Annotated in this window: 8 protein-coding genes and 4 pseudogenes; 10 read left to right on the top strand and 2 right to left on the bottom strand. The window is 63.8% G+C overall.

Annotation, left to right across the window (positions count from 1 at the left end):
* Nucleotides 1–11 precede the first annotated feature (11 nt).
* A pseudogene (locus ACHMW6_RS26020) lies at nt 12–1,777 on the top strand (ABC transporter permease).
* 27 nt (nt 1,778–1,804) lie between these two features.
* Nucleotides 1,805–2,866 (top strand): annotated as a pseudogene (locus ACHMW6_RS26015) (ABC transporter ATP-binding protein).
* On the opposite strand, the gene ACHMW6_RS26010 reads toward ACHMW6_RS26015, so the two are convergent.
* Nucleotides 2,824–3,120, bottom strand: a complete 297-nt coding sequence (locus ACHMW6_RS26010; protein WP_395408799.1) for a hypothetical protein — start codon at nt 3,118–3,120, stop codon at nt 2,824–2,826. The pseudogene ACHMW6_RS26015 and the gene ACHMW6_RS26010 overlap by 43 nt on opposite strands.
* Between ACHMW6_RS26010 and ACHMW6_RS26005 the strand changes: the two genes are divergently transcribed.
* The 6 genes and pseudogenes from ACHMW6_RS26005 to ACHMW6_RS25980 all read left to right on the top strand — a co-directional run bounded on the left by ACHMW6_RS26005 (nt 3,041) and on the right by ACHMW6_RS25980 (nt 11,992).
* Nucleotides 3,041–3,274, top strand: a complete 234-nt coding sequence (locus ACHMW6_RS26005) for an AbrB family transcriptional regulator (RefSeq protein ID WP_395408715.1) — start codon at nt 3,041–3,043, stop codon at nt 3,272–3,274. The genes ACHMW6_RS26010 and ACHMW6_RS26005 overlap by 80 nt on opposite strands.
* Nucleotides 3,184–4,104, top strand: a complete 921-nt coding sequence (locus tag ACHMW6_RS26000; protein ID WP_395401188.1) for an AbrB family transcriptional regulator — start codon at nt 3,184–3,186, stop codon at nt 4,102–4,104. Before ACHMW6_RS26005 ends, ACHMW6_RS26000 begins: the two co-directional genes overlap by 91 nt.
* A gap of 87 nt (nt 4,105–4,191) precedes the next feature.
* Nucleotides 4,192–6,068 (top strand): annotated as a pseudogene (locus ACHMW6_RS25995) (MFS transporter).
* 174 nt (nt 6,069–6,242) lie between these two features.
* Nucleotides 6,243–7,453, top strand: a pseudogene (locus ACHMW6_RS25990) (efflux RND transporter periplasmic adaptor subunit).
* 17 nt (nt 7,454–7,470) lie between these two features.
* Nucleotides 7,471–10,602: an efflux RND transporter permease subunit gene (locus ACHMW6_RS25985; RefSeq protein ID WP_395401186.1), complete on the top strand. Its 3,132-nt coding sequence runs from the start codon at nt 7,471–7,473 to the stop codon at nt 10,600–10,602.
* Nucleotide 10,603: 1 nt separating this feature from the next.
* Nucleotides 10,604–11,992 carry a TolC family protein gene (locus ACHMW6_RS25980; protein WP_395401184.1) on the top strand — a complete coding sequence of 463 codons (1,389 nt, stop codon included), beginning with the start codon at nt 10,604–10,606 and terminating at the stop codon, nt 11,990–11,992.
* A gap of 7 nt (nt 11,993–11,999) precedes the next feature.
* On the opposite strand, the gene ACHMW6_RS25975 is transcribed toward ACHMW6_RS25980, so the two are convergent.
* Nucleotides 12,000–12,203, bottom strand: a complete 204-nt coding sequence (locus ACHMW6_RS25975; protein WP_395401182.1) for a GNAT family N-acetyltransferase — start codon at nt 12,201–12,203, stop codon at nt 12,000–12,002.
* A gap of 98 nt (nt 12,204–12,301) precedes the next feature.
* On the opposite strand from ACHMW6_RS25975, the gene ACHMW6_RS25970 reads away from it, so the two are divergent.
* Both ACHMW6_RS25970 and ACHMW6_RS25965 read left to right on the top strand, forming a co-directional pair.
* Entirely contained in the window at nt 12,302–12,565 is a 264-nt protein-coding gene (locus ACHMW6_RS25970; protein ID WP_395401180.1) for a hypothetical protein, read from the top strand.
* Between the two features lie 96 nt (nt 12,566–12,661).
* Nucleotides 12,662–13,273, top strand: coding sequence for a TetR/AcrR family transcriptional regulator (locus tag ACHMW6_RS25965; RefSeq protein WP_395401178.1), 612 nt, complete (start codon nt 12,662–12,664; stop codon nt 13,271–13,273).
* Nucleotides 13,274–13,278: the final 5 nt, after the last annotated feature.

Genomic DNA, 13,278 nt, shown 5'->3' with positions numbered 1-13,278 from the left:
TGGAGTAGTCCATGCATACCGCAACCCTGGGCCGGCCAGCCCTGAACTGGCCGCGCGGCGTGGTCGTCGTACTGACCTCGATCAGCGATTTTCCTGCAGCTGTTCCTGATCTTCTATCAGAGCTTCCTCTCGGCGCCTTTCTTCATGCCGGGCAAGGAGTTGGGCTGGAAGCTTACGGTTCATCTTTGACGATCCGGATTTCGCGATGGCCTTCAAGAACGGCCTGATCCTGGCGGCCGGCCTGGCGGCAATTGCCGTCCCGCTGGGCGGTATGCTGGCTTTCCTGATGATCCGCACCGACCTGCCCGGACGCGGCTGGATCGCGCCGCTGCTGCTGGTGCCGATCTTCGTGTCGCCGATGGTGATGGGCTTCGGTTATGTGGTGTCGATGGGCCCAGTGGGCTTCTATTCGACCTGGGCCAAGGACCTGATCGGCTTCGTGCCCTGGAATATCTACTCCTTCACCAGCATCGTGGTGATCGCGGGCCTGACCCACGTGCCGCACGTGTACCTGTACGCCTCGTCCGCGCTGAAGTCGCTGGGTTCGGACGTGGAAGAGGCGGCCCGCGTGGCCGGCGCCTCGCCGCTGCAGGTGATGTTCAATGTGTCGCTGCCGATGATCATGCCGGCGCTGGCTTATGCCGGCGTGCTGGTGTTCTTCCTCGGCTTCGAGGTGTTCGGCCTAGTGCTGGTGCTGGGCGACCCTGAGGGCCACCTGGTGCTGCCGACCTATCTTTACAAGCTGACCAACAAGCTTGGCACGCCGTCCTACCACCTGATGGCCGCCGTGGCGGTTTGCCTGGTGGCGGTGACGATGCCGCTGGTGATGATGCAGCGCTGGCTGCTGAAGATCCGCCAACAATATGTGTCCATCAAGGGCAAGGGCGCCCGCACCAAGGCCATGCCGCTGGGACAGTGGAAATGGCTGGCTTTCGCACTGCTGGCCGCATGGCTGATCTTCACCATCGTGCTGCCGCTGACCGGCATTGCGCTGCGCTCTTTCGTGCAGTACTGGGGCGAGGGCGTGAAACTGGCCGACGTGCTGACCCTGCAGCACTTCCGTGAAGTGTTCGAGCAGCCTTCGCTGATCCGCGGGATTGTCAATACGGTGCTGATCGGCGTGATCGGCGGCGGCCTGGCGATCTTCTGCTACTGCTTCATCGCTCTGGCAATGCACCGCAAGCCGGACACGATCACCCGCCTGCTGGACTACAGCGTGTTGGTGCCGCGCGCCATTCCTGGCCTGCTGGCCGGCCTGGCTTTCCTGTGGGTCTTCCTGTTCGTGCCTTCCTGGCTGGATGGACTGGTGAAAGGTTCGGAGAATGCGGTGGCGATGTGGATTTCCGGCTCGCTGGTGCCTGCGCTGCGTGCGCTGAAGTCCACCATCTTCGCCGTGTGGCTGGCGTACTCAGTGGTGTGGATGGCATACGGCATGCGCCTGATTTCGACCGCGCTGCTGCAGGTCGGCCCTGAGCTGGAAGAGGCGGCGCGCGCTGTGGGCGCACGGCGCGGCCAGGTCACCCGCGACGTGACCGTGCCCCTGATCAAATACGGCCTGCTCGGTGCATGGCTGATGATCTTCCTGATTTTCGAGCGTGAGTACTCGACCGGTGTCTATCTGCTGTCGCCCGGTACCGAGGTGATTGGCGCGATGCTGGTGTCGCTGTGGGCGGGCGGTTCGACCGACCTGGTGGCGGCGCTGTCCTTCATTAACATTACCCTGGTGGCGATCGGCCTGGGTATCGCGCTGCGCTTTGGCGTCAAGCTGCATAACTGAGTGATTATCATGAAACGAGACCTGACCATGAATGAACTGAGCGTCAATGACCTGCACCTGGAATATGGCAGCGGCGCGACGGCCAACCCGATCCTGAAGGGCGTTTCGATGCACTTGCACAAGGGCGAGGTGGTTGCACTGCTGGGTCCCTCCGGCTCCGGCAAGACCACGCTGCTGCGCGCGGTGGCCGGCCTGGAAAGCCCGAACAAGGGCACGATCGAGATCGGCGAGCGCCGCGTGTTCGACGGTTCGAAGAATTTCGAGATGCCGGCGGAGCAGCGCAACCTGGGACTGGTGTTCCAGTCCTATGCGCTGTGGCCGCACAAGACGGTCAATGAAAACGTCGCTTATGGCCTGAAGCTGCGCAAGATGGGCAAGGACGATATCGCTGCGCGCGTTGCCGAGGTGCTGAAGCAGCTTGGCCTAGGGCACCTGGGCGAGCGCTACCCGCACCAGCTGTCCGGGGGCCAGCAGCAGCGCGTGGCGATCGCGCGGGCGCTGGTCTACAACCCGCCTGTGATTTTGCTGGACGAGCCTTTGTCCAACCTCGATGCGAAGCTGCGCGAGGAGGCGCGGGCCTTCCTGCGCGAGCTGATCGTGCGGCTTGGCTTGTCGGCGCTGATGGTCACGCACGACCAGGACGAGGCGATGGCCATTTCCGACCGTATTTTGCTGCTCAATAATGGCAAGATCGAGCAGCAGGGGGACGCCGCAGTCGATGTACGAAACGCCGGATACGCTGTTCACGGCGGAGTTCATGGGCAGCAATAACCGCTTCCCTGGCAAGCTGCTGAGCCGCGACGGTTCCAATTTGCGCATCGAGGTGGCGGGTACGCAGCTGAATGCGACGGCGCGCGGCAATGTCGGTTCCGAGATTGCTCCGTTGATTCGCCTGGAAGAAGTGAAGGTCAGCAGCACTCAGGTCGACAATGCGCTGCAGCTGGATCTGTTCACCTGCATGTACCTCGGCGACCGCTCGAGTGCCTGTTCAAGCGCGGCGATTTGAGCGTCCGCGCTTATTCGAAGTATCGCCTGGACGAAGGCAGCTACTGGCTGCAGCTGCCGGCCGACAAGCTCTGGGTCTTCTGACCGATGATCGATCCCGCGGGCGGTTCGCCGCCCGAAGGCGAGCAGCCAGGAAGTGGTTCGTCCGCGCCGGAGCCGCCAGGCGACTCGCAGGAGCGCGGGTCGGGTTGGCTGAGGGCGATGGGGGCGGCGGGATTCTGGCGGCACCCGCTGCGCTGGCCGTTCGCCGGCGCGCTGGTGGTGGGCGTGGCGGCGGCGCTGTTGTGCGTCTGGCTGAACACGCCGCTGCCGTGGATTATCGGTCCGCTGTTTGGCACGGCTGCGCTGCGGCTCGCTGGCGTGCATCTGCATAGCCCTGTGCGCGTACGCGAAGCGGGGCAGTGGGCGATCGGCACAGCCCTGGGACTTACTTCACGGCGCCGGTGCTGGCCGTGCTGGCGTCACGCGCCGGGTATATCGCGCTGGCGGTAGCTTTCGCGCTGGGCCTCGGCTGGCTGTGCGGACTACTGCTGCAAAAGCTGACCGGCACCGACCGCGCGACGGCATTCTTTTCGATGGCAATGGGCGGCGCGTCCGAAATGGCGGTGCAGGGCGAGCGCCATGGCGGCGACGTGCAGCGCGTAGCCGCCGCGCACAGCCTGCGCGTGATGATGGTCGTGGCGACGATCCCGTTCGCGGTGCGCTACTGGAGCGCGCACGGCATGGCGGCGCTTCCTGAGCCAGGCGGCGCAAGCGCTGCCGCCATCGCCGCCGGGACCGCTGCAGGCGCGAAGGCCGCATCGATGGCGGCGGTATCGGGCGTCCACCTCGGCGGCCTGCTTGCCCTGATCGCGCTGACGAGCATCGTTGCGGTGCTGTTCAAGAAGAGGGGCGTGCCAAACGCCTGGGTCATCGGCCCGCTGCTGGCGACGGCGACACTCACCGCCTGCGGCATCCACCTGAGCAGCGTGCCGGAGTGGATGGTGCGGGCAGGGCAGCTGTCGATCGGCATTTCACTGGGCACCAGGTTCTCGCCCGAATTCCTGCGCGCCGCGCCCGTTTTCATGGCCAGCGTTGCGGTTTGCAACGTCGTGGCCATGTCGCTGGCGGCGGGATTCGCGGGGCTACTCGCCTGGGCAGCGGGTATCCACGGCGGCACCGCCGTGCTGGCCACCTCGCCGGGCGGCATCGCGGAGATGGCGCTTACCGCGCGCACCTTGCACCTCGGCGTGCCGATCGTGACGGCATTCCACGTCTGCCGCATGGCGGTACTGGTGCTGACCATCGGCCCGATTTTCCGCAAGACGCAACAGCAGATTTAAGCTGGCTCATGGCCGCGGGCCGGGATATTGTCGCGAGGCACAATGTCCTGTATGTTGTCGGTAATTCCATAAGCCGCAGCACCTATCATGAGCCACGCCAGCCAGTTCACCCTGCTGAAACAGCGCCGCTTCGCGCCTTCTTCTGGACGCAATTCCTGGGCGCCTTCAACGATAACCTGTTCAAGACCGCGCTGATCGTCATCCTGACCTTCGACGCCGCCAGTTGGACCAGCATGTCGCCGTCCACGGTCACCAATATGATCCCCGGCCTGTTCATCCTGCCGTATGTGCTGTTCTCGGCCACTTCCGGCCAGATTGCTGAAAAGGTCGAAAAGTCCCAGCTGTCGCGCTTCATCAAGTGGCTGGAGATCGGCATCATGACCGTGGCCGGCATCGGCTGGCTGACGCACACCCTGTGGTTGCTGATCCTGGCCATCGTCGGCATGGGCACGCACTCCACGCTGTTCGGCCCGTTAAAATACCCTACATGCCGCAGCAGCTGAAGCCTGAAGAACTCACGGGTGGCAACGGCATGGTACGAAATGGGTACCTTCGTCGGCATCCTGCTCGGGCAGGTGATGGGCGACTTGATCGTGATGCAGAAGCCTTATGGCATTCCCTTCGTGGCCGCAGCCACCGTGGGCTTCGCGGTGCTTGGCCTGATTGCCGCCTACCGCATTCCGGTTACACCCGCGCCGGGGCCCGGACCTGAAGATCAAACTGGAAGTTCCGGATACATCCACGCAATATCAAATACTCGTCGCAAGAACCGCACGGTCTTCCTGTCCATGCTGGGCAACTCCTGGTTCTGGTTCTATGGCGCCATGGTGCTGGCCCAGTTCCCGGTCTACGCGATGACCTACCTGCAGGCGACCACAGCGTGTTCGTGCTGCTGCTGACGGTCTTCTCGCTCGGTATCGGCGCCGGTTCGCTGTTGTGGAAAAACTCTCCGGCCGCAAGGTGGAAATTGAGCCTCGTGCCCTTCGGCTCATCGGCCTCACCGTGTTTGGCGTGGATCTCTACTTCGCCAGCGTCGCCTTCACCGGCACCGCCGCCGTTGACGCCTTCGGCCTGCTGGCGCAGCAGGGCGCCCTGCGCATTGTGTTCGACGTAATCATGCTGGCATCTTCGGCGGCTTCTTGATCGTGCCGCTGTTCGCGCTGATCCAGCTGCGCTGCGACCCGAAGCACCTGTCGCGCACCATCGCCGGCATGAATATCCTGAACGCGCTGTTCATGGTGGCGGCCGCCGGCGTGGCGATTGCTGCTGCTGGGGCAGGGCCTCTCGATCCCGCAACTGTCCCTGGCCACGGCCATCATGAACGCCGTGGTCGCGGTCTATCTTCTCGCTGGTGCCGGAATTCCTGATGCGCTTCCTGGCCTGGCTGCTGATCCACACGTGCACAAGGTGAAGACCGTCGATGCCGACCGCATCCCGGACGAGGGCGCCGCGGTCCTGGTCTGCAACCACGTGAGCTATGTGGACGCGATCGTGATCGGCGCCGCCAGCCCGCGTCCCATCCGCTTCGTGATCGACCACAAGATCTTCAACATGCCGTTCTTCGGCTGGATCTTCCGCACGGCCAAAGCCATCCCGATCGCGCCCTCCAGCGAGGACCCGTGGCTGATGGAGAAGCTCGTCGATATTGCCCACGCCCTGCACGACGGTGAACTGGTCTGCATTTTCCGGAAGGGAAGCTGACCAAGACGGCGAGATGAATGAGTTCAGAAGGCGGCATTTCCAAGGTCATCGAGCGCTCGCAGGTGCCGGTGATTCCGATGGCCCTGCGCGGGCTTTGGGGACATTTGCTCAGCCGGAGCCAGGACAATCTGCTCGAGCGGGCGTTCCGCAAGGGGTTCCGGTCGCGGCTGGCTCTTGCCGTGGGGCAACCTGTTGAGCCGGTTGATGTGACTCCCGAACTGCTGTTCCAGCGCGTAAGTGCCCTGCGCGGCGACTGGAAGTAAGCCAAAACCCACGGCCTAAAGCTAGTGTCAGGCACAACGTGCCTGACACTTGATTCTGCCCTTGGTTCTAAATAACCCGCCGATGAGGCGGGTTTTTTATGACCCGAAAGTCAGAAACCGCTTGACTAAGTTAGAATGATCGTTCATTCTATGTTCTGAAAGGAACTTATTGCGATGAAAAACACTTACAAAAGTCTCATCCTGCTGGGCGTTGCGGCGCTGGTAGCAGGTTGCGATCACGCTCAATCCGAGGCCGGCGCGCAGGGCAAGATGCCGCCGCCGCAGGTTGGCGTGTTCACCGTGAACCCCGAGCCGCTGGCCATCGTCACCGAGCTGCCGGGTCGCACCGCCGCCTACCAGGTGGCCGAAGTTCGTCCGCAAGTGGGTGGCCTGATCCAGAAGCGCCTGTTTACCGAAGGCGCGGACGTGAAGAGGGCGTGCCGCTGTACCAGATCGATGCGGCGACCTACCAGGCGGCTTACAACTCCGCCAAGGCGACGCTGTCGAAGGCCAAGGCCAACCTGGCCGCCAGCCAGCCGAAAGTGGTGCGCTACAAGGAACTGGTGGCGATCGAAGGCGTGAGCAAACAGGATTACGACGACGCCGTGGCCGCCAACGAGCAGGCCAAGGCGGAAGTGGAAGCCGCCCAGGCCGCGCTGGACACGGCGCGCATCAACCTCGAATACACCAAGGTCGCGTCGCCGATTTCGGGCCGCATCAGCCGTTCGACCGTGACCCCGGGCGCGCTGGTCACCGCCGGCCAGGCCAATGCCCTGACCACCGTGCAGCAGCTGGATCCGATCTATGTGGACGTGACCCAGTCCAGCGAAGAGCTGCTGCGCCTGAAGCGCGAAATGGATAGCGGCAGCCTGAAAAAGAATGGCGGCCAGCCGCGCGTAACGCTGAAACTGGCCGATGGCAGCACCTATGCCCAGGAAGGCCGCCTGCAATTCGCCGACGCCAGCGTGGACCCGGGTACCGGCAACGTGACCCTGCGTGCGCTGTTCCCGAACCCGAAGCATGAACTGCTGCCGGGCATGTTCGTGCGCGCCGTGCTGGAAAACGGCACCGACCAGAATGCGATCGCTGTGCCGCAGCAGGGAGTAACCCGCAATCCGAAAGGCGAAGCGACCGCGCTGGTGCTGAACAAGCAGGGCGTAGTTGAAGAGCGCGTGCTGCGCACTGGCGGCACGCTGGGCGACAAGTGGCTGGTCAAGTCCGGCCTGGCGGCGGGCGACCAGGTGATCGTGGAAGGCGTACAGAAAGTGCGTCCAGGCGCACCTGCGGTCGCGTCCAAGGCAGCAGCGACGGCAGGCACGGCACCGGCCGGCGGCAAGTCCGCACCGGCCGGCGGCGCGGCGAACGACGCGGCCGCGGCCAAGTAATCGGGAGCTGAACGACCATGTCCCGATTTTTCATTGAGCGCCCCATCTTTGCATGGGTGATCGCGATTGTCGTCATGCTGGCGGGCGTGCTGGCCATCACCCAGCTGCCCATCTCCCAGTATCCGAGCATTGCGCCGCCGTCGATCTCGATCAACGGCATGTATCCGGGCGCGTCCGCCAAGACGGTGGAAGACGCCGTAACTCAGGTCATCGAGCAGAAGATGAAGGGTATCGACGGCCTGCGCTACATGACCTCCACCAGCGATTCCACCGGCGGCATCAGCATCAAGCTGACCTTCACCAACGGCACCAATCCGGACATCGCCCAGGTGCAGGTGCAGAACAAGCTGCAGCTGGCAACGCCGCTGCTGCCTGCCGCAGTGACCCAGCAAGGCCTGGTGGTGTCGAAAGCGACCGACAACTTCATGATGGTGCTGGGCTTCGTGTCCGACAACGGCAGCATGAACCAGGTCGACATTGCCGACTACGTGGCCGCCAACATCGTCGATTCACTCAGCCGCGTGGAAGGCGTGGGCGACGTGCAGATGTTCGGTTCCCAGTACGCCATGCGCATCTGGCTGGACCCGTCCAAATTGCAAAGCTACCAGCTGACGCCGGACGACGTGTCCAATGCCATCCAGGCGCAGAACACGGAAGTCTCCGCCGGTGAACTGGGCGGCGCGCCCGCCGTGCCGGGCCAGCAGTTGAATGCAACCGTAACGGCGCAGAGCCGCCTGCAGACCGCCGAGCAGTTCGGCGCCATCCTGCTGAAGACCACGACCAGCGGCGCCACCGTGCACCTGCGCGATGTGGCGAAAATTGAACTGGGCAGCGAGAGTTACAGTACAGTGGCCCGCTACAATGGCCAGCCTGCAACCGGCCTGGCGATCAAGCTCGCTTCCGGCGCCAATGCTCTGGACACCGCTACTGCCGTCAATGCCAAGGTTGCGCAATTGCAGAAGCAGTTCCCGGCTGGCCTGAAAACCGTAACGCCGTACGACACCACGCCTTTCGTGAAGCTCTCTATCCACGAAGTGGTGAAGACGCTGGTGGAGGCCGTGGTCCTGGTCTTCCTCGTGATGTACCTGTTCCTGCAGAATTTCCGCGCCACGCTGATCCCGACCATGGCCGTGCCGGTTGTGCTGCTGGGCACCTTCGGCATCCTGTCCGCGCTGGGCTACTCGATCAACACGCTGACCATGTTCGCCATGGTGCTGGCCATCGGCCTGCTGGTGGACGACGCCATCGTGGTGGTGGAAAACGTGGAGCGCGTGATGACGGAAGAGGGCTTGTCGCCCAAGGAAGCGACGCGCAAGTCGATGGGCCAGATCTCGGGCGCCCTGGTGGGTATTGCGATGGTGCTGTCCGCCGTGTTCGTGCCGATGGCCTTCTTCGGCGGTTCGACCGGTGTGATTTATCGACAGTTCTCGATCACGATCGTATCGGCGATGGTGCTGTCCGTGCTGGTGGCGATGGTGTTTACCCCGGCGCTGTGCGCCACCTTCCTGCAGCCGGGCCACCCGGCCACGGGCAAGGGCTTCTTCGGCTGGTTCAATCGCAGCTTCGACCGCAGCGCCACGAAGTACCAGGGCTGGGTGGGTGCGATGCTGCGCCGCCGCGGCCGTTCGATGATCGTGTACGCCGCCATCCTCGGCGTGCTGGCGCTGGTGTTCATGCGCCTGCCGACTTCCTTCCTGCCGGAAGAAGACCAGGGCGTGCTGTTTGCGCAGGTCCAGCTGCCGACCGGCGCCACCCAGCAGCGCACGCTGAAGACCATCGAAAAGGTGGAACAGCATTTCCTGCAGGACGAGAAGGCGAACGTGGAATCCGTGTTCTCGGTGGCTGGTTTCAGCTTTGCGGGTGGCGGCCAGAATTCCGGCATCGCATTCGTCAAGCTGAAAGACTGGTCGCTGCGCCATGGCGTTGAGAACCGTGCCGACTCCATCGCCGGCCGTGCAATGGGCGCGTTCTCGCAACTGCGCGACGCCATGGCCTTCGCCTTTACGCCGCCGGCCGTGATCGAGCTTGGTAACGCTTCCGGGTTCGACCTGCAGCTGCAGGATATCGGTGGCGTGGGCCACGAGAAGCTGATGGAAGCGCGCAACCAGATGCTGGGCATGGCCGCACAGAATCCGCTGCTGGTGGGCGTGCGTCCCAACGGCCAGGAAGATACGCCGCAGTACAAGCTGAATATCGACCAGCAGAAAGCAACTGCGCTGGGCCTTTCCATCGCCGACGTGAACAAGGTGCTGAGCACGGGCTGGGGCAGCTCCTACGTCAACGACTTCATTGACCGTGGCCGCGTAAAGAAAGTGTATGTGCAAGGCCAGGCTGAATCGCGCATGGCGCCGGAAGACCTGAACAAATGGTTCGTGCGCAATGCCCAGGGCGAGATGGTGCCGTTCTCCGCCTTCGCCACCGGCGAGTGGACTTACGCCTCGCCGCGCCTGGAACGCTATAACGGCGTGTCTTCGCTGAACATCCAGGGCATGGCGGCGCCGGGCGTGAGCTCGGGCGTGGCAATGGCCGAGATGGAAAAGATCGCGGCCAAGCTGCCGGCCGGCGTGGGCATCGAGTGGACCGGCCTGTCGCTGGAAGAGCGCGACTCCGGTGCGCAGACGCCGATGTTGTACACGATCTCCGTGCTGATCGTGTTCCTGTGCCTGGCCGCGCTGTATGAAAGCTGGTCGGTGCCGTTCTCCGTGCTGCTGGTCGTGCCGCTGGGCGTGCTGGGCACCGTGCTCGCCACCTGGGGCTTCCACCTGTCGAACGACGTGTATTTCCAGGTGGGCCTGCTGACGGTCGTTGGCCTCTCCGCGAAGAACGCGATCCTGATCGTGGAATTCGCCAAGGAGCTGCAGGAGCAGGGTGTAGAGCTGGTGGAAGCCACGCTGCAGGCAGTGAAGCTGCGCCTGCGTCCGATCCTGATGACGTCCATCGCCTTCGGCCTCGGCGTGCTGCCGCTGGCCATCTCGAACGGCGCGGGTTCCGGCAGCCAGAACGCGATCGGCGTGGGCGTGCTGGGCGGGATGCTGAGCGCGACCTTCCTCGGCATCTTCTTCGTGCCCGTGTTCTTCGTGCTGGTGCGCGCATGGGTAGGCCGCAAGGCCGCCCCGTCGCACGGCGCAAACGTTGTGGAAGCAAACTGATATGAACAAGACTTTGATTACCCTTGCTGTAGCGGCCTTCCTGAGCGGCTGCAGCCTGGCGCCCGTCTACCAGCGGCCGGATGCGCCCGTGACTGCGGCGTGGCCGCAGGGCGAGGCCTACCAGCCGGGCAAGACGGCGCCTGATGCGAAGGCTGCTGCCGACATCCAGTGGCGCGACTTCATCGCCGATGAAAAGCTGCGCCAGGTGGTGAGCATGGCGCTGGCCAATAACCGCGACTTGCGCGTGTCCACGCTGAACATCGAGAAGGCGCGCGCCCAGTACGGCATCCAGCGCGCCGACCTGCTGCCGAAAGTCTCGGCCGGCGTGGACCAGACAGCGACCCGCGCGCCGGGCGGCGGCATCACGCGCCAGTACACCGGCGGCCTGTTGTTCCCGTCCTATGAGCTGGACTTCTTCGGCAAGGTGCGTAACCTGTCCGAAGCGGGCCTGCAGACATACCTGGGCACACAGGAAGCGCGCAATGCGCAGCAAATCAGCCTGGTGTCCGAAGTGGCCACCGCCTGGCTGACGCTGGCGGCCGATAAGGAGCGCCTGCGCCTGGCGCAGGACACGCTGAAAAGCCAGCAGATTTCCTATGAATTGAGCAAGCGCCGTTTTGAGTCCGGTGCCACATCGGGACTCGACATGTACGAAGCGCAGAGCAGCGTGGAAGCTGCCCGCAACGACATGGCAATCTACACCGCCCAGGTAGCGGCCGACGAAAACGCGTTGGCCCTGCTGGTCGGTGTACCGGTGCGAAGGAATTGCTGCCGCAAGGGGCGATCGACAACGTGGCCCAGCTGGCGGATCTGCCGGAAGGCGTGCCCTCCACCGTGCTGCAGCGCCGTCCGGACGTGCTGGAAGCGGAACGCAGCCTGCAGGCGGCCAATGCGAATATCGGCGTGGCGCGCGCGGCCTTCTTCCCCCAGTATCACCCTGACCGGCAGCGCCGGCAGTGCCAGCGGCGACCTCTCCGGCCTGTTCAAGGGCGGCAGCGGTTCGTGGACCTTCATGCCGCAGGTGCGCCTGCCAATCTTCGATGGCGGCGTAAACAGCGCCAACCTGTCGATTGCCAGGACCGATCGCGAGATCGCCGTGGCCCGCTACGAGAAGTCCATCCAGTCCGCTTTCCGCGAAGTGGCCGATGCGCTGGCCCAGCGCGGTACGATGGACGAGCGCCTGGCGTCGCAGGTTGCGCTGACCACCGCGTCGGAAAAGAGCTTCCAGCTGCATGAGGCCCGCTACAAGCAGGGCGCCGAGTCTTACCTGAATGCGCTGGTATCCCAGCGTGCGATGTATGCGGCGCAGCAGGGCCTGATCACGGCCCGGCTGGCGAAGGCCAGCAACCAGATCACCCTGTACAAGGTGCTGGGCGGCGGCTGGGGCTAAGGGAAGTTCAGCGTGGCGGCTGCCACTCCATGCTGTTGTGGAGGCCGTCCACGCCCAGGTTCACGAAGCCGCAGCGCTGGTAGAGGCGCTGGGCGGGGCTGCCGAGCAGCACGCTGAGGCGCACCGGCACGCGCATGCGGGCGCCCTGGGCTTGCAGGCTGCGCAGCAGGCCGAGGCCGATGCCACGGTTGCGGTATTCGGGATCAGGCAAATATCCAGGATGCGAATTTCCTCGACGCCGTAGTCGACGTAGAGGCGGCCGACGGGCCGGTCGCGGTCCATGATCACGGCCAGGTCGGCGTGGGGATAGTGATTCTGGAACCAGGTCTGGCGGGCCTTGAATTGCAGGCCGATCAGCAGGACTTCGGTATTGGCGTCGCAGCCGCCCATGCGCAGTTCGCCGTTCTGGGTGCTGGCGTACAGCTGCTGCATGAAACGCTGGTCGCCCGCTTCGGCAGGGCGCATTTCAATCGTGCGTGTGGTGCGGGAGGCCATTTCGTTACACTTTCAAGGGAAGGAGAACGGATAGCTGCTTACCCATCATATCATCTGCACGAGCGACCCCCGCGCTAAATTCAGGGTCGTTGTAAATTTGCAATCGAGTCCTGCCGTTTGACAAATGTGCTGTGCATGTGCACAGTGGTGCCTTACTGAATAATACCCGTCACCATGACCGTTCCAGAAAAACGCCGTATCGACCCAGAGCGCGCCGCCCACCGCCGCCGCCAGGTACTGGAAGCGGCTGCAGCGTGCTTCAAGCGCAGCGGCTTCCACGGCGCCAGCATGTCCGAAATTTCCAAGGCCGCCGGCATGAGCGCCGGCCATATCTACAACTACTTCGACAGCAAGGACGAAATCATCATCGCCTTCGTGGAAGAGGATATGGAGCGCGTGTCCACCATGATCCGCGGCCTGGGAGCCAGCGACGATCCGCTGCAGGCGCTGCTGGATGAAGTGCCCCAGCATATACGCCAGAATCTCGATCCCGAATACTGGATGCTGCCGCTGGAGATTTTTGCCGAGTCCTCGCGTAACCCGCGCATTGCGACGGTGGCGCAGGATGCGGACCTGCGCGCACGCACGGAATTCCGCGGTATCCTGCGCAAGGGACGCGAATTGCACGGCCTGCCCGCCGATGACAAGACCATCGACGCCATCATGGAAACCCTGATCTCGATGTTCCAGGGCCTGCAACTGCGCGCTTTGCATAATCCCGGCCTGGATGCGGACGGCCTGCTGCCGCGCTTCCAGGCGGTCTGCCGGACCTTGCTATTCACCTGAAGGAG

The sequence above is a fragment of the Pseudoduganella sp. UC29_106 genome, assembly GCF_044055365.1.
In the GTDB taxonomy this organism is placed as follows: Bacteria; Pseudomonadota; Gammaproteobacteria; order Burkholderiales; family Burkholderiaceae_D; genus Rugamonas.
The sequence above is the reverse complement of the archived record's forward strand: the minus strand, read 5'-3'. Positions and strand labels throughout refer to the sequence as shown.